At 73.1% G+C, this 15786-nt stretch carries 14 protein-coding genes; 10 read left to right on the top strand and 4 right to left on the bottom strand.

Annotation, left to right across the window (positions count from 1 at the left end; genetic code table 11):
- Positions 1 to 108: 108 nt before the first annotated feature.
- On the top strand, positions 109 to 1578 hold the full coding sequence (locus tag H7H31_RS14345) for an FAD/NAD(P)-binding protein (RefSeq protein WP_187063855.1): 1470 nt from the start codon (positions 109 to 111) through the stop codon (positions 1576 to 1578).
- 102 nt (positions 1579 to 1680) lie between these two features.
- Here H7H31_RS14345 and H7H31_RS14340 read toward each other — a convergent pair whose 3' ends face one another.
- The gene (locus H7H31_RS14340) at positions 1681 to 2163 is read right to left on the bottom strand and encodes an SAM-dependent methyltransferase (protein WP_187063854.1); all 483 of its coding nucleotides are present in this window, start codon (positions 2161 to 2163) and stop codon (positions 1681 to 1683) included.
- A 209-nt stretch (positions 2164 to 2372) separates the two neighbouring features.
- On the opposite strand from H7H31_RS14340, the gene H7H31_RS14335 reads away from it, so the two are divergent.
- The 6 genes from H7H31_RS14335 to H7H31_RS14310 all read left to right on the top strand — a co-directional run bounded on the left by H7H31_RS14335 (position 2373) and on the right by H7H31_RS14310 (position 8020).
- Positions 2373 to 3599: a helix-turn-helix domain-containing protein gene (locus H7H31_RS14335; protein ID WP_187063853.1), complete on the top strand. Its 1227-nt coding sequence runs from the start codon at positions 2373 to 2375 to the stop codon at positions 3597 to 3599.
- Between the two features lie 146 nt (positions 3600 to 3745).
- The gene (locus H7H31_RS14330) at positions 3746 to 4978 is read left to right on the top strand and encodes a helix-turn-helix domain-containing protein (RefSeq protein ID WP_232109841.1); all 1233 of its coding nucleotides are present in this window, start codon (positions 3746 to 3748) and stop codon (positions 4976 to 4978) included.
- A gap of 334 nt (positions 4979 to 5312) precedes the next feature.
- Entirely contained in the window at positions 5313 to 5783 is a 471-nt protein-coding gene (locus tag H7H31_RS14325) for a hypothetical protein (protein WP_187063852.1), read from the top strand.
- 23 nt (positions 5784 to 5806) lie between these two features.
- A complete protein-coding gene (locus H7H31_RS14320) occupies positions 5807 to 6364 on the top strand; it encodes a hypothetical protein (RefSeq protein ID WP_187117922.1) in 558 nt (185 codons plus the stop codon).
- Entirely contained in the window at positions 6361 to 6675 is a 315-nt protein-coding gene (locus H7H31_RS14315; RefSeq protein WP_187063850.1) for a DUF7848 domain-containing protein, read from the top strand. Before H7H31_RS14320 ends, H7H31_RS14315 begins: the two co-directional genes overlap by 4 nt.
- Positions 6676 to 6910: 235 nt before the next feature.
- Positions 6911 to 8020, top strand: coding sequence for a methyltransferase domain-containing protein (locus H7H31_RS14310; RefSeq protein ID WP_187063849.1), 1110 nt, complete (start codon positions 6911 to 6913; stop codon positions 8018 to 8020).
- Positions 8021 to 8054: 34 nt separating this feature from the next.
- Here H7H31_RS14310 and H7H31_RS14305 read toward each other — a convergent pair whose 3' ends face one another.
- Complete coding sequence (locus H7H31_RS14305; RefSeq protein ID WP_187117921.1) at positions 8055 to 9656, bottom strand: PrsW family intramembrane metalloprotease; 1602 nt, start codon at positions 9654 to 9656, stop codon at positions 8055 to 8057.
- A gap of 681 nt (positions 9657 to 10337) precedes the next feature.
- Complete coding sequence (gene trmB / locus H7H31_RS14300) at positions 10338 to 11174, bottom strand: tRNA (guanosine(46)-N7)-methyltransferase TrmB (protein WP_187061137.1); 837 nt, start codon at positions 11172 to 11174, stop codon at positions 10338 to 10340.
- Between the two features lie 512 nt (positions 11175 to 11686).
- Between trmB and H7H31_RS14295 the strand changes: the two genes are divergently transcribed.
- The 3 genes from H7H31_RS14295 to H7H31_RS14285 all read left to right on the top strand — a co-directional run bounded on the left by H7H31_RS14295 (position 11687) and on the right by H7H31_RS14285 (position 14219).
- Positions 11687 to 13246, top strand: coding sequence for an eCIS core domain-containing protein (locus H7H31_RS14295; RefSeq protein ID WP_187061136.1), 1560 nt, complete (start codon positions 11687 to 11689; stop codon positions 13244 to 13246).
- Positions 13247 to 13282: 36 nt separating this feature from the next.
- On the top strand, positions 13283 to 13711 hold the full coding sequence (locus tag H7H31_RS14290) for an MDR/zinc-dependent alcohol dehydrogenase-like family protein (RefSeq protein ID WP_187061135.1): 429 nt from the start codon (positions 13283 to 13285) through the stop codon (positions 13709 to 13711).
- Positions 13712 to 13955: 244 nt separating this feature from the next.
- Positions 13956 to 14219: a hypothetical protein gene (locus tag H7H31_RS14285; RefSeq protein WP_187061134.1), complete on the top strand. Its 264-nt coding sequence runs from the start codon at positions 13956 to 13958 to the stop codon at positions 14217 to 14219.
- Positions 14220 to 14374: 155 nt separating this feature from the next.
- Here H7H31_RS14285 and lhgO read toward each other — a convergent pair whose 3' ends face one another.
- Positions 14375 to 15580 (bottom strand): L-2-hydroxyglutarate oxidase, encoded by a 1206-nt coding sequence (lhgO, locus tag H7H31_RS14280; protein ID WP_187061133.1) that lies wholly within the window; start codon positions 15578 to 15580, stop codon positions 14375 to 14377.
- Between the last annotated feature and the right edge of the window lie 206 nt (positions 15581 to 15786).

Here is a 15786-nt window from a genome sequence, read left to right as displayed (position 1 = left end):
TGAGGGGGTCGACGCCCGCCGATCCCCCGGAAACGGGGGATGGGGCCGGCCGCGCGGAGCCGGCAGGTTCGGTGACGCACGCACACCGACCGTTCGGAGAGGAAGACCATGGACATCGCCATCATCGGGGGAGGCGCGGCGGCCGTCGGACTGCTGGACGCGCTGGCCACCCACCTGCCCAACGCCCCCGGCGCGACGGACGCCCCCGGGGCGACGGACGCCACCGCCGGCGGGATCGGCACCCTCACCGTCTTCGAGCCGTCGCCGCACCTGTGGCGGGGCCGCCCGTACGGTCCGGACCTGGCGGCCGTGCTGGTCAACACGCCGCCCGCGCTCATGTCGGTCCGCGCCGGGGACCGCGACCACTTCGCGGCCTGGCTCGGCCAGCGCGACGCGGACCACATCGACCCGCTCCTCGGCCAACCCCTCGTCCCCCGGGCGCTCTACGGCGAGTACCTGGTCGACTGCGCGGAGAAGGCCGTGGTCGCGCTCGGCGAACAGGGCCATCCGGTGCGCGTCGTACGGGCGCGGGTGCGGGAGGTCGCCGTCCGCCCGGACGCGCGGCTGGTGCTGCGCACGGACGAGGGGCGGGAGTACGCGGCGGACCGCGTGGCGCTGTGCGTGGGCGGCGGCACGCCCCCGGACCCGTACGGGCTCGCCGGCGCGGCGGGCTTCACGGCCGACCCGTACCCGCTCGCCGACTCGCTCGACGCCGTCGCCGCGAGCGACGACGTGACGGTCCTCGGCAGCGGCCTGACCGCCGTCGACGTCGTCGTGGCGCTGGCCGCGCGCGGCTACCAGGGACGGATCTCGCTCCTGTCGCGCGGCGGTGTGCTCCCGTACGTCTGGCAGCGCCCGACCGGCCGCCGCCCGACCCACGTGACCGTGGAACGCGTGGCGGAGCTGCGTGACACGCGGGGACACCTCGCGCTCACCGACCTCGCCGGACTGCTGCGCGCGGAGATGGCGGAGGCCGGGGAGGACTTCGACGCCCTCGCGGCCCACCTCCGCGCCACGCGTACGGACGACCCGGTCGAACGCCTCCGGCAGCAGCTCGCCGAGGTCGGCGACGCCCGGATCGGGCGCCGCGTGTTGCAGGAGACGGCCCACTCCGTCGGCCCGTACGCCTGGCGCCTGCTGCGCGAGCCCGACCGCGCCTGGCTGCGACGCCACCTGCGGACGGCCGCGAGCGTCGTCTCGCCCATGGTGCCGGTGAACGCGTCCGTCCTGCTGCGGCTCGCGAACTCCGGGCAACTCACCATCTCTGCCGGCGTGCGCGCCGTCGAGCCGGTCAACGGACGGTTCCGCATACGCGACGCCGACGGCGAGCGTACGGCGAGCGCCCTGGTCAACGCCGTGAACGCGGCCCCCCAGGCCGTCCCCACCGGGGCCCGCCACCTGGTCCACTCCCTGACCCACGCCGGCCTGGCCACCCCTCACCCGGCGGGCGGCGTGGTCCCCACCGACCCCCGCCTCCACGTGGTCGGCGACCTGGCCGGTGGCGGCCCGTTCCTCACGTCGAGCATCGCGGGCGTCACCGCGCAGGCGGCGCGGGTGGCGGGGGTGCTCGGGCGCTGAGCGCTCGGCGCTGTGCGGGAGCCGGGTGTACGGTGCGGCTCCGCCGGGGTGGGACGGGGTTGGACGGGTTGGACGGGTGGGACGGCCGGCGGTGAGCCGTTGTCAGCGCTGGTCGGCGTCGCGCCAGTAGTCGGGGAGCATCTCCGCGACCCACGGCGGGACGCTGACCGGTCCGCGCGGACCCATCTGCGGGAAGTACGGGGCGAGGTCGATGACGGGCGTTCCGTCGACGGCGTCGAGGTCGGTCACGTGCAGGTCGCGCCCTTCCACGCGGAGCAGGCGCGGGTAGGAGGTCGCCAACTGGTTTGGCCGGCGGTGGTTGCGGTGTACGAAGGTGCCCGTCGCCGGCCACCGGGGATTCCCGCGCGGGCTGCGGGCGTGCAGGGCCACATCGTCGGGTGAGGCACGGTGGAAGTGCCAGACCACGGTGAGGTGGGAGAACTCGCCCAGTCCCTGGAGGGTTTCCAGGGGATACCCGTCGTGCAGCCGGATGACGGACTCGACCCCGCCCTGGTAGTCGTCGCTCGGTTCCTGGTGCCCACCGATCACGGTGGCCACGGGGGTGACGGTGAGAGGGTGCGGCATTGCGGCTCCTTGGGAGGGGGGCGGGGGCCTGCTGGCGTGCTGGGCGCCTCGCGTGGCCGGGACGCGTTCGCCCCTCGGCCAGGCGGATCGCGTACCGGATGCTCGGTGCGGCACCACGACGCCTGGGGCCCCAGTGTTCAGGGAAGACCAGCTATGGCCAACCCCGTCCGCCGTACGCTGGCCGCGTCGCCGAGCACGCTGGGAGCACCATGACGAGGCACATCGGGCAGAACATCACCGAGCTCCGCAAGGTTCGCAAACTCTCCGTACGACAACTGGCCACGCGGATCAACGTCTCCGTCTCCAGCATGGAGAAGTACGAGCGTGGCACCCGAACCGTCCCACCAGGCGTCATCGCCCAGTTGGCCAGCGCGCTGGCGGTGGGGCCCGAGCGCATCACCGGGCAGCCGTACCTCAACGGTGCGGAGGCCGACGAACAGATCCAGGCCGTCATCCCGGACCTACGCCGCATCATGATCACGTACGACAACCCGGACGCGCTGTCGAGCGCACCACGCACACTGCCCGAACTCGCCGCTGAGGCCCGGACCGTGGCCCGGATGCGCCAGGACGGCCGGTACGTTCCCATGGGGCCGCTGCTGCCGGGGTTGCTGACGGAGCTGACGCACGTCGCGCTCGGCGCGCGCGGCGCGGAACAACAGCGGGCGTACTGGTGGCTGGCGCGCTGCTACCGGGCCTCCAACTCGCTGGCACACAAGCTGGGCTACCACGATCTGAGCATGACGGCGATCGAGCGCGTGCAGTGGGCGGCCGACCGGTCGGCCGACCCGTTGATGCAGGTGACGGCCGCGTACCTGAAGGCCGGAGCGATGCTCAGGGTCGGCAGCTTCCCGTCCGCGCGGCGGGTGTTGGAGGGGCTGGAGACCGAGGTCTCGCGGCTGGCGCCCGAGGAGTCGCTGTCCGACCAGCAACTCGCCGTGCAAGGGGCCATTCTCCTCAAGCTGGCCGTGGTGGAGGCCCGTGACGGCCGTCCGGAGCGGGCCGCGGAGCGTCTCGCCGACGCGCGCGCCGTGGCTCTCTTCATGGGGCAGCGCGACTCGGACCACTACGAGATGAGCTTCGGTCCGACGAACGTACGCATCCACGAGATCGCGGCACTGATCGACGGGGGCGACACGGAACGGGCGCTCGCCCGACTCGCGGAGTGGGGTGGTGAGCGGGGCAGTGACGAGTGGCAACCCGCGCGCGGCATCGCCGCCGAGCGTGCGAGCCACCACCACATCGACGTGGCCTCGGCCCACCTCGCCGAGGGCGACCGCGCCCGCTCCTTCGCCTCGCTGCGCCGAGCACGCACGATCAGCCCCCACCACACCCGGTTCCATCCCACGGTCAGGTCCGTGTCCGGCACGCTGGTGCGTCTCGACCGTTCCCGGGACGAGGAGTTGGCGGCGTTCGCGCGGTGGGCTGGGGCGTGAGGTCGGGCCCGGAGCCTCAACCGACCCAGTTCTGACCTTCCGTCCCGACCGCCCCATCAGCGCGGGGGCACCCGGAATGAACCGGACGGCGTCAACGCTCCCCCGTACGCTGGATATTGAGTGTTCGCACCCATCAAGGGGAATACATGATCAATCCATCTGGCATGACCACCGGGGAGCGGATCGCGTATTACCGCACCAAGGCGGGGCGTACCCAGGCCGCTGTCGCCGGGTTGGTGTCCCGTTCTGAGGACTGGCTGAGCAAGGTCGAGCGGGGTGTGCATCAGATCGACTCCCTGAGCATGCTGACCCGGATCGCCCGCGAGCTGGGCCTCGACAACGTGGGCGACCTGGTCGGACCGACCCTCGACGTGAGCCTGAGGAATGGCCCTGAACACCCGTCCGTGCCCTCGATCCGACAAGGGCTCAACACACCACCCTCACTGCTCGGGCTCGGGTTGCCCGGCGATGCTCTCACCGCGCGGCAGTTGGGCGAGCGCGTCGTGGAGGCATGGGAGATCTACGAGACGCAGACCGAGCGCTACGGTCCGGTCGGCGACATGTTGCCCGGACTGCTCGCCGAGGCGTACGCGACGCTCCGGCAGACGCGCGGCGATGACGACCTGTTGGCGACCCGGGCGCTGGTGTCACTGCTGCACCTGCATCAGGTGTTCCTGCGCCGGGTCGGCGAACGCAAGCTGTCGCTGCGCGCGGCTGACCGCGCGATGCAGATCGCGGACGAGACGGGCGATCTCACCCTGATCGCCGCCGCCGCGTGGAACGTCTGCGGCATCCTCACCTCAAGCGGTGAGGTGGCCGAGTCGCTCGAACTCGCCCGTCAGACCATCGCGCACTGCCGCCCCGGCGACGACGCCACTCCCGAGCACCTGTCGGCGTACGGTGCCCTGCACCTCGCCGCCGTGATCGCCGCTGTCCGCGACAGTAAGGCACCCACCGCATGGGATCTGCTCCGGTCGGCGGACTCGGTGGCTTCCCGACTGGGCTCCGACCGGAACGACTTCCACACGAGCTTCGGACCGACCAACGTGCGGATGCACGGAGTGCACCTGGCAACCGAGGAGGGGGACGTCAGCGAGGCGCTCCGACTGGCGGACGACGTCGAGGTGCCCGGGCCGGGTGGCGTCCTCCCGTTGGAACGCACCACCCGCTACCAGGTCGAGGTCATGCACGCGCACCGGCTCAGCGGCGACGACTTCGGCGCCCTGTGGACGTTGCGTCAGATCATGGAGCTGTCCCCCGAAGAGATCAAGTATTTCCCCCTGGTGCAGGGAACGGTGCAGACCCTGTTGAAGCGCTCGCGCCCGCAAATGCGCGCTGAGCTGCACCGCATCGCCGAGCACGTGGGCGTGCTGGCATAGGCACAGCCGGAACCACAAGCGACCCGGAATCTCCTGCCGGGTCGCTTTGCCACTACCGCTCTACGGTCAGTCACGTGATGGCGACGCAGCGAAAGCGACGAAGGAGTCACGTGACGGCGAACCCGTCAAAGGGCGTGCGCATCAAGCGAACCGGTCTGTTACGAAGGACCTCCGCGGGCCGGTTCGCCGTGCCTCTCTCCGTCGAACGCGATGGTGAACACCTCGGGGTCGCAGACCTGGTTCTGACGTACGAGGACGCGGCTGACCTCTATGCCGATCTTGGTCACCTCATTGCTGAGCCGTTCCCTCCCACACCAGACGAGCGGAGCGCTACATGACGACCAACCGCAGCCCCGAAGACCGCCTACGGCGGGCCGACCTCGCTGACGCCGCCAGCGGGTTCGTGCCCCCGCCCCCACCCCACGACTGGATTCCGCCTGGCGGTGGCGTTCGTTGGACGCGGGTGGGGGAGTTGGGGTGGCACAGCCTGACGCTGCCGTTGTACCTGGGCAACCGGGTGCTGTCGGCGCTCGGTGAGGCGGGTGGGGCGGTGATTCAGGAGGACGTGGAGCAGTGGCTCGCCTGGTTGATCGAGCCGGACTCGGCGGCCGTCCAGCACTTGCGCGACCACCCCGAGGTCACCCTCGCCGGTAACGACGACAGCTACCTCTTCGTCCCCGGCATGACGCGCGACCACACGGTGTGGTGGCGGGTCACTCCCACGTGTGACCGGTTGATCACCAGCGCCGAGCTGCTCGCGGACGCGTTCGCGGTGGTGCGGCCGAGGACGGGTGGTCGGCCGTGATCAACCTGGGTTGGGCTCCGCCGGTGGGTGGAGACGTGGCGTTGTTGCCGGCGGGCTGTGAGTGGGACGCGGTGCGCACCTCGACGGCTGTCGCGCAGGCCGCGTTTCCGATTCTGGACGGTACGGAGAACTGCGCGGCCATCGTGGACGCGCGGGCGGGGTGGGTCTACTGGTTGTTGCCGCCGGGGGAGCGGGGTGGGTTCGCGCACTGGGAGCGGCTGGGCCAGTACGTCACCCTGCTCGCGGCGGGCAGCGGCACGCACTACGTGGGGGTGCCGCCCTCGCATCGGCGTGCGGGGCCGGGGTTGCACTGGCGGATCACGGGGGAGTGGTCGGGCCGCTACCTGGCGCAGCCGTACTACCTGGGTGCGGTGTTGACCTCGGCCGTCTGTCTGGCGCATGGGCCTGGGGCGTTGCCGGGGCAGTGTGCGTGGTGTGAGCGGGAGTTGGACCCGGCGTACGCGGTGACCGTGCACGGCCGCCGCGCGGCCGGCGACGCCGCGCCCCAGCCGCTGTCCGTTCACCCGGCCTGTGCCCGCGCGGCCCGCCTGCGCGCCAACAGCCAGGAGCCGCGCGCGTGAACCACCAGTCTCGCCCGACCCGGCAGCACGGGCGGCGGCGTTACCGCTACGTCGAGATGACCCTGGCGCCTGATCCCGACGCCACCCCGTACACCGTCCACGCCACCTGCGCCACCTGCGGTGAGCAGTCACCCGTCCCCGAACCCACCGAGACCATCACCGGCATGCACCACCAGGCGCAACGCTGGTGCACCTCCCACGCGGCCCGGGACCATCCCGACGGGCGGCATCTGCGCTACACGGCCACCGTCACCCTCCACTGGCGCGTCACACCCAACGAGGACATCGGGCCGACGGCGCCGGCGGGGTGAGGTGTGGGGAGGGGGCGATGAGTCGTGCGGCACCAGCCGTTGCCGCAAGGGCCGGCGTGCTGGGTTGGCTGAAACGCCTTCGGCTCAACTTCGGTGCGTTCGACTTCGCTGTCACCCCGTCCGGGGACTGGGTGATGTTCGAGTGCAACCCGTCCGGTGAGTGGTCTTGGATTCAGAACAGAACGGGTCTGCCCATTGCCGCGGGCATCGCCGACCTACTGGCCAAGGGGTGACCTTGACGACACACACGGAACAGCGCGCTACTCAGTCGCGCACGGCGTTGGCCGACGCCCTGGAGGCCAGTGACCAACTGGTGGACCCGGTCTGGCGGAAGGCGTTCGAGGCCGTGCCTCGTCACCGGTTCGTGCCGGAGTGCTGGGTCCTCGCCGGTGGCGAGAGGCGGCACGTGAACTCTGCCGACCCGGACTGGTTGGACGTCGTGTACTCGGACGACGCTCTCGCCACACAGCTCACCGGTGGGGTCGCCACCTCGTCGTCAACGGCGCCCGGCCTCATGCTGGTCATGCTCCAGGCCCTCGATGTCGCGGACGGTCACCGCGTGCTGGAGATCGCGACCGGCACCGGCTACAACGCGGCGCTCCTGTGCGAGCGGCTTGGTAGCCAGCGGGTTGTCACGGTCGAGGTCGATCCGGTGTTGGCCCGACTGGCGGAGACGCGGCTGCGGAGCAGCGGATTCGACCCCCTGGTGCGGGTCGGGGACGGCCGTGACGGTTGCCCGGCCGGAGCCCCGTACGACCGGCTGATCGCTACCTGCGGTTTCGCCACCGTGCCCGCCGCGTGGTTGGCACAGGTGCGGCCCACCGGTCTCATCGTCTGCCCCGTCGGCTGGGGGACCGTGCGCCTGGTCGTCACCGATGACGGCCGCGCCGCCGAGGGACGGTTCCTGCCGGAAGGCTCGTACTTCATGGCCGTACGGGAGGCTGGCGCCACCGGCGCCCCGGCACATCCAGGCAGGCCGGGCACCGCGCGTACACGCGCCACGGACCTGGATCTCACCGATGTCACCTCGGACGAGGCGTTCCGTTTCGTGCTCTCTCTCGTCGCGCCGGAGACGGTGCTCTCCTGGGAGCGCGCTGACGACGGGCAGGTGACGGCCGTGGAGCTGTGGGGCGGAGACGCGGCGTGGGCGCGCGTCAGCGGCGGCACCGTCCGCCAGACCGGGCCGCGTCTGCTGTGGGACGCGGTGGAGGCGGCGTACGCGTTGTACGTCGAGAACGATCGGCCGGGCCGGGAGCGCTTCGGCGTGACCGTGACCGCCGCAGGGCAGCGCGTCTGGCTGGACACGCCCAGTCGTCCGGTGCCGGTCGTGCCCGCTGTGGTCTAGGACGGCTTCCCCGTACCCGTTCCAGCACCCCGCCCTACGACTGCCCCGGCTGCTGCTGCCCGTTCCAGGCGTTCGGGGGCCCGTACGGACCGTGCGGCCCCTGCGGGCCGGGCCCGCCCCCGTACGCGCCCTGCGGCGGCGCGCCCCACGGCGGGCCCGCGTACGGCGGCGGGTACGGGTGCTGCTGCCATGGGCCCGGGACGCCTGGGCCAGCCGGGCCAGCGGGAGTGCCGGGGGCGGCCTGCCCGCCCGGTGGCGGGGCCCAGCCGGGGACCGGTGCGGGGGCGGTGGCGTGGGGCCAGGCCGGGGTGGGGTGGGGGCCGGGCGGGGGCCAGCCGTATGCCGGGGCCTGGCCGTGCAGAGGGGCCTGGCCGTGCATCGGGCCCTGGCCGGGCATCGGGCCTGGGCCGTGCAGGGGGGCGGCCGGCAGGTAGGCGTAACCCGGTGGGAGGCCGTACGGCCACTGCCGTGGGGGTGGCGGGGTCGGGACGGAGAGGGCGGCGTGGGCCAGGGCCGGCTGGGCGATGTCGCGGCGTTGCCAGAGGCGGTCGAGGAGGGCCTGTTCCCGCGTGGGGAAGTTGGGGCCCGCCGTTCCCCGGTAGGCGCGGTGGCGGAGGAACGCGAGGGAGGTGGCGCTCGCGATGTAGTCCGCCACCGCCTGCGCCGCCGCCGGGCCCCGGGTGCGGCGGGCGAGGTCGCGGGCTATGGCCCGGGCTCGCATCGAGGACAGCGCGATCGGCTCGGGCGGCGTTATCCACCCCGTCGCCTGGTACGCGGGGAGCTGGGCCCGGATGGTGCGCAGCTCCTTGCCACGGGACCAGATCGTGAACCAGGTGAGCAGCGCGAACAGCGGCACCATGCACAGCCCGTACACCGCCAGGAAGCCGTAGCCGCCCATGGACGCCGAACCGTTCCACGCGCCGTGCAGCACCATCGACAACAGCAACCCGGCGATCGGGATCAGCACCCGCCGGGTGCGCTGGCGCAGCGGGCGGGCCGCCGCGATGCCGAAGCCGATGCCGGTCACCGCGGTGAACAGGGGGTGCGCGAACGGCGACATCACGGCCCGGATGAAGAACGTCGCCGCCGTCGTCGACTGGAGTCCCGAGTAGCCGAACTCCTGGTCGCTGACGAAGGCGTTGCCCAGGTAGAGGATGTTCTCGGTGAACGCGAAGCCCGTCGCCGTGATGCCGGCTATGACCACGCCGTCGACGACGCCGTTGAAGTCGCGCCGCCGGTAGAGGAAGAGCAGCAGTACGGCGGCGGCCTTGGCGGTCTCCTCGACCACGGGCGCGACCAGCGTCGCGCCCCAGGTATCCCGGTCGGCCGACGATGACTCCACGACGGTCGTCATCAGCCAGTCGGTGGCCAGGCTGTTCGCGAGCAGCGCGACGAGCGTCGCGGCGCACGCCCCCCAGGCGAACGCGAACAGCAGGTTGCGCCAGGGTTTGGGTTCCACGCCGTCAGCCCAGCGGAACGCCGCTACGAGCAGCGGCACGGGCAGGATGGCGAGGCCGAGGCCCACCAGGAAACCCTCGGTGCCCGTCTGCTCGCGGACGAGGGCCAGGATGACCAGGCCGGAGAGGGAAAGCAGCACGATCAGCGCGGCGGCGCGCAGCGCCCGGCTGTGGCGCATCCGCTCCCACTTCTCCCGACAGCCGGCCCACGTCCGCTGCCACCGACCACCACCGTCGCCGCCGTCACCGTGCGGCGCCGCCGCCGTAGCCCCGTACCCGTACCCGTATCCGGCCCCGGGTTCGGTTCCGTACGCGGGTGCGTACGGAGGTGGGGCGGGGGCGTGCGGTGGGGTCGGTGGTGGTGTCGGGATCGGGGTCGGTGGTGCCGGTGGCGCTGGTGGTGCGGCTGCTGGTGCGGCTGCCGGTGCCGGTGCCGGTGTGGCGGGGGCGGCCGTCTGTTGTGGCTGCGGCTCGGGCCGCGGTTGCGGTTGCTGCCCGGGCTCGGGTGCCGGCTGGGGCTGCGGCTCGGCCGCAACGGGCTGCTCCGTCGCGGACTGCTCCGTCGCGGGTTGCGGCGGTTCCGCCGCCGGCGGTGGCGTGACGGGGCGTGGTTCGGCGGGCGCGGGGTGTGGCGGCCGGTCTTGGTCGGGCCGTGGCGCGCCGGTCTCGCGCGGGACGGGTGGTTCGGCCCGTACCGCGTCGGACTGCTGCGCCCCCTCGGTCACCCCCTCCGGAGGGGCCGCGGCCGGGTGGCGGCTCGCGTGGTCCGGTGACGCGGGGTGGTGCGGGGACGAGGACTCGTGCACTCGGCGACCCTAACGAAGGGGGCAGTGGTGGCTCTCCGGATTATGCCCGGCCCCTCACGGTCGTGCGGGGTCGTCTCCGGCGTCGGCGTGAACGGGCCGCGCGGGCTCGGCCGCGCGCTCGCCCGCGTGCCCGGCGTGCGCGTCGTCGGCGCCGGCCGGTAGGGCCTGGACGCGCCGGAACAGCAGGTCGTGCACCGGGTGGCCCTTGTCGATGCCCTGGCCCTCGAACTTGGTCAGCGGCCGGAAATCAGGGCGCGGCGCGAATCCGCCGTCGGCCTGGGTGTTCTCGAAGTACGGGCTGGCGGTCAGGACCTCCAGCATCTGCTCCGCGTACGGCTCCCAGTCGGTGGCGCAGTGCAGCAGCGCGCCGGGGGCCATGCGGGACGCGGCGAGCGCGAGGAACTCGGGCTGGATGAGCCGCCGCTTGTGGTGCCGCTTCTTCGGCCACGGGTCCGGGAAGTACACGCGCAGCCCGGCCAGCGCCTCGGGCTCGATCATCTCGCGGAGCAGGATGATCGCGTCGCCGTTGGCCACCCGTACGTTGGTCAGGCCCGCGCGCTCGGCGAGGGCGAGCAGGTTGCCCTGGCCGGGGGTGTGCACGTCAGCGGCGAGGATGCCGGTGCCGGGGTCGGCCGCCGCCATCCGCGCCGTGGCCTCGCCCATGCCGAACCCGATCTCCAGGACCACCGGCAACGCGCGGTCGCCGAAGAGTTCGCCCAGGTCCAGGCGGCGCATCCCGTCGATGTCGAGCCCCCACCGGGACCACAGCCGGCGCAGCGCCTCACCCTGGCCCGGGGTCACCCGGCCGCGGCGCGGCCGGAACGAGCGGATGCGCCGCTCGTGGTGCGACCCGGCCGGATCGACGGCCGGACCATCGGGGAACCGCGTCATCCGCGTGGCCCCCGCCGCGCCCCCGCTCGCGGCACCGGCCGCGTCGGGATCGTCCGATGGGCGCGTGCTCCCTGGGACGGGTGGGGCATGCGGGGTGGGCTGCTGGGGGGCGGTGTGGTTCTCGGACACAGTGGTTCGATTCTACGGGCCACCCCGACCAGCCCCGTCCGGCCACGGAGCCCGCTCCCCGCGCCCCTGGAACGTCGGAATCCGCACGGCCCGCTCACCGTCCTGCCGTCCTGCCGGCCCGCGCGTCCCCGTATGCCCCGCGCCGAGCCCGTCACGGAGCGGTGGCCCGTCAGAGCGGGCGCGGGAGGCCGAGGCGGACGCGGGCCGTTCGCGGCGGCGGACTCCGGACGCTGACGGTCCGGGCCGGTCCGGACACGGACGGTCCGGGCCGGTCCGGACACGGAGACTGCCCTCGCGGGCGTCCGCCAGTACCTTCCGGGCCGCGCGCGACGGGCGTATGCGTAGCGGGGGGAGATCACGTCACGCCGACGGAGGGAAGTCCCATGCGTTCCCACGAGCCCGACAGGGCGCAGCAGGGCGCTCAGCCGCGCCGCGCTTCGGCCGTCCGCTCGCGCGGGGCCCGGCCGGGCCCCGTCCGGCCCGCGGCGGGCGGCCTGGAGAAGGGCGCACCACTGGCCCTGCCACACGGCGCCGGGAACGCCGCGGTGCTGCGTGCTCTGGAGAGGGGCCAGGACACGCACGACGACGGAAGCGACCACGAGCGGGCGACGCCGCCCTCGGTGCGGCGTTCAGCGGTGCACGAGGTGCTGCGCTCGTCCGGGCGCCCACTGGAGGAGCCGCTGCGGGCGGAGATGGAGGCGCGGCTCGGCGCGGACTTCTCCGACGTGCGTGTGCACACCGACACCGCCGCCCGGCGCTCCGCGAAGGAGATCAACGCGCGGGCCTACACCTCGGGCAGCCACATCGTGGTCGGCGAGAGCGGCGCGGACAAGCACACCCTCGCCCACGAGCTGACCCATGTCATCCAGCAACGCGCGGGCGCGGTGGCTGGCACGGAGACCTCCGGGGGGCTGCGCCTCAGCGACCCGACCGACCGGTTCGAGCGCGCGGCGGAGGCCAACGCCGCCGCGGTGATGCGCCGCCCGGTCCCCGCCGCCGGGGCCGCGCACGGCGCTGTCCACCCGCCACCGTCCGGAGGTGGCGCGGCGGTACGGGACGCCTCGGATCACGCTGCTTCCGTGCAGCGGACGCTGACGTACCAGGGCAAGGAGCTGACACTGGAGGAGGCGCGCGGGCACGTGCGTGCGGCCCAGACGGCGGACCCCACCCCGTCCGAGACCAAGGCGTTGAAGGCGCTGATCGAGGACCCGGCACAGAACCGCGACCTCAGCAGCGGTGTCGAGCTGGTCCGGCTACTGAGGGCCAATCTGCGCGCCGAATGGGGCCTGACCCCTGAACAGGTGGATCTTTTCGACAGGTACCAGGGTGGCGAGTACGCGGGGTGGAACAAGGCGCTGCGCAGTGGGGACGTCATCAAGCGGTACGGGGTGGCCGAGCAAACGTCCACAATGATCCAGGGTCTGGCACGCATCGCCAAGACCGAGCAACTGGTTCAGCGCACGCTGTCCTTCGAGACGCGCGAGCAGTTCACTGCCTACGCCAAGCAGTTCGAGGAGGGCAAGGAGTACACGGCGGTGCAGTTCGAGTCGGCGACGCGGCGGCTCGGCGTGACGCTGGACCTCCCGGGCAAGCCCGTGTACGTGGTCGCCTTGCGCATCGACGCGCAGGGGTTCCACGGTGGCGAGATATCGTCGGCGATCAACGTGGTGCAGAAGAGCGAAGGTGAGACGGTCTTCCCGCCCGGCACCAGGTTCAAGGTCACCAAGGCGCCCGAACTGCCTCCGGCGGGACAGGAGTTCACCACCACAAGCCCGTTCAAGGCGACCGCCGAGATGACCGAGCTGCCGGAGCTGGACGACAGCAAGCAGCAGATGCCGACCAAGGAGCAGTACCGCGCGGCCACCAGGGCCGCGCTGGGTGGCCCGGGGCTGTCCAGCGGTCCGACCCCGACCGCGAAAAGTGCCAGGCAAGGGTCCTTCTGAACAACGTCGCGGCGCGCTTGGTGCGAGACCCCGGCCATGGGAGTCGTCGAAGCCAGAGGTCTCGACGCCGCCGGGTGCGAGGTCGGCGACGAGGTCGTGGGCTACCTCCGCAAGGACTGGGTGCGGCACGGCTGCTACGCCGAACTCGTGTCCGCTCCCGTGCGCGCCATCGCCAGCGAGCTCGCGTCCCTCGACTGGCTACAGGCCGCCGGGCTGCCGCTGGCCGGGCTGACGGCCTACCAGGCCGCCCAGCGACTCGGCATCGGCGGGGAGGACGCTGTGCTGATCCACGCGGCTTCCGGCGGAGTCGGCTCGTTCGGCGTGCGGATCGCCGTCGCCCGTGGAACGCGCGTCATCGGCACTGCCAGCGCGCACCACCACGCCTACCCCAGCTCGGACGACCTCGCCGCGCTGTGCGCTGAGCCCTGGCCGCCGTGGGTCGCCGCGCGGTCATCGACGCCGTGATCGAAGCCGATACCGGCTGCTATCGCCCCGCCGGCACGCGAGCCGAGCCGGGGAACCGGCCGGCGAGCGCGCCCACCCGCCCGAGCGACCGGCGCCTACCACCGCGACCAGGCTCACCCGCCGTACGAAATGCGCGTGACGGCTGTGACAAAAGTGGCCTCGTGAGGCGAACATAGACGGTGCACTTGTCAGGAACATGTGCGCCGGTGAGGCCGGCAGGAAGCGAGCATACGGGGGCGAGGGAATGGCCTGGGAGAGACTTGACGTACCGGACGCGCCGGTGGGGGCCCGGCGCGGGGCGCTGTGGTTCAGCCCGCCGCCCGAACGGCGGCCCCTGCCCACCCTGTCGCCGTCCCGGCCGCGCCGGGCCCGCCTGTTGACCGGGCTGATCACCGGGGCCATCGCCACCACGCTGCTGTGTGCCGCCGGGGACGCGTTCGGCGAGGAGCGTGCGGAGCGCGGCCCACGGGTGGGCGGCGGCCACGTCCAGGAGACCTCGCCCCACTGACCCCGCCTCTCCCACGCGCACGCGGGACCGTGGCCGTGCCCGTACGCGGAGCCGTGGACGTACGTGGAGCCGTGGCCGCACCCGTGCGCGTGGCCGTGCCCGTACGCGCGACCGTGCTCGCCGAACGGGCCCCGGCCCGCGCGGGCCCGCGCGCGTCAGATGTGGCGCAGGGCTCGGCGGGCGACCTCGCGGCCGATGGCCAGGGAGGCCGTCGCCGCGGGGGAGGGGGCGTTGAGTACGTGCACCATGCGGGGCGACTCCTTGAACAGGAAGTCGTCGACGAGCGTGCCGTCCGGCAGCAGGGCCTGGGCCCGCACGCCCGCCGGGGCGGGTATCAGGTCGTCGGCCGTGACGTCGGGCAGCAGCCGGCGCACCGCGCGGGTGAAGGCGTGGCGGGACAGCGAGCGGTGCAGCTCGCCCATGCCGTACCGCCAGTGGCGGCGGGCTATCTGCCAGGAGCCCGGGTACGCCAGCGTGCGGGCCAGCTCGCCGGGGCGCACGGTCAGCCAGTCGTAACCCTCCCGGGCCAGCGCGGGCACCGCGTTGGGGCCGATGTGCACGCTGCCGTCGATGCCGCGGGTCAGGTGGACGCCGAGGAAGGGGAAGGCGGGGTCGGGCACCGGGTAGACCAGGCCGCGCACCAGGTCGGCGCGGGCTGGGCGCAGCTCGTAGTACTCACCGCGGAACGGGATGATCCGCATGCCCGGGTCGTCGCCCGCCAGGCGCGCGACCCGGTCGCTGTGCAGGCCGGCGCAGTTGACCAGGGCCCGCGCGCGCAGCACCTCGCCGGTCGCCGTGCGGACCGCGACCGCGCTCGCGCGCCGGCCGATGACCTTCACCCGCGCCCCGTACCGCACCGAGGTGCCCGCGTCCTGGGCGAGCTGGGCGAGCTGGGCCGAGACCGCGCCGAAGTCGCAGATCCCGGTCGTCCCGATGTGCAGCGCCGCGCGGCCCCGCACCCGCGGCTCGTGCGCGGCTATCTGGGCGGGGCCCAGCTCGCGCACGGGGATGGCGTGCTGCCGGGCGCGCTGCGCCAGCGCGTGCAGCCGGGGCAGCTCACAGCGGTCGGTGGCGACGATGAGCTTGCCGGTGACCTCGTGCGCGATGCCGTGCTCGGCGCAGAACTTCACCATCTCCGCCGAGCCCTGGAGGGCGAACGCGGCCTTGAGCGAGCCGGGCGGGTAGTAGACGCCGCTGTGGATGACGCCGCTGTTGTGGCCGGTCTGGTGGCGGGCCGGGCCGTCCTCCTTCTCCAGCACGACGACCCGGGTGCCCGGCGCGGCGCGCGTGATCGCGTACGCCGTCGACAGGCCGATGATCCCGCCCCCGATCACCAGCACGTCAGCGTCGTACCTCACCACGTCACCTCCCCTACGCGTCCGATCGTCGCCCCGCACGCCCGGCTCGCGCGGGCCGGGCGGCCCGAACAAACCAGGGCATCCGCACACACGCGGCGCGAAACACCGCCGCGACACCCGCCCACATCACCGACGCTCACCATCATGACCTGCGCCACTGACAACCGGCCGAAACCAAAGCGGCGCTTGCGTTCCGACCGGGTGTGCGA

Source organism: Streptomyces buecherae, from assembly GCF_014295035.1.
GTDB classification, from domain to species: Bacteria; Actinomycetota; Actinomycetes; order Streptomycetales; family Streptomycetaceae; genus Streptomyces; species Streptomyces youssoufiensis.
This window is presented reverse-complemented; position numbering and strand designations above follow the sequence as displayed.

Bases quoted from the DNA above. Each gene is read 5' to 3' on its own strand.
- H7H31_RS14345 (WP_187063855.1), top strand. From the start codon at position 109: ATGGACATCGCCATCATCGGGGGAGGCGCGGCGGCCGTCGGACTGCTG.
- H7H31_RS14340 (WP_187063854.1), bottom strand. From the start codon at position 2,163: ATGCCGCACCCTCTCACCGTCACCCCCGTGGCCACCGTGATCGGTGGG.
- H7H31_RS14335 (WP_187063853.1), top strand. From the start codon at position 2,373: ATGACGAGGCACATCGGGCAGAACATCACCGAGCTCCGCAAGGTTCGC.
- H7H31_RS14330 (WP_232109841.1), top strand. From the start codon at position 3,746: ATGATCAATCCATCTGGCATGACCACCGGGGAGCGGATCGCGTATTAC.
- H7H31_RS14325 (WP_187063852.1), top strand. From the start codon at position 5,313: ATGACGACCAACCGCAGCCCCGAAGACCGCCTACGGCGGGCCGACCTC.
- H7H31_RS14305 (WP_187117921.1), bottom strand. From the start codon at position 9,656: ATGCGCCACAGCCGGGCGCTGCGCGCCGCCGCGCTGATCGTGCTGCTT.
- trmB (WP_187061137.1), bottom strand. From the start codon at position 11,174: ATGACGCGGTTCCCCGATGGTCCGGCCGTCGATCCGGCCGGGTCGCAC.
- H7H31_RS14295 (WP_187061136.1), top strand. From the start codon at position 11,687: ATGCGTTCCCACGAGCCCGACAGGGCGCAGCAGGGCGCTCAGCCGCGC.
- H7H31_RS14290 (WP_187061135.1), top strand. From the start codon at position 13,283: ATGGGAGTCGTCGAAGCCAGAGGTCTCGACGCCGCCGGGTGCGAGGTC.
- H7H31_RS14285 (WP_187061134.1), top strand. From the start codon at position 13,956: ATGGCCTGGGAGAGACTTGACGTACCGGACGCGCCGGTGGGGGCCCGG.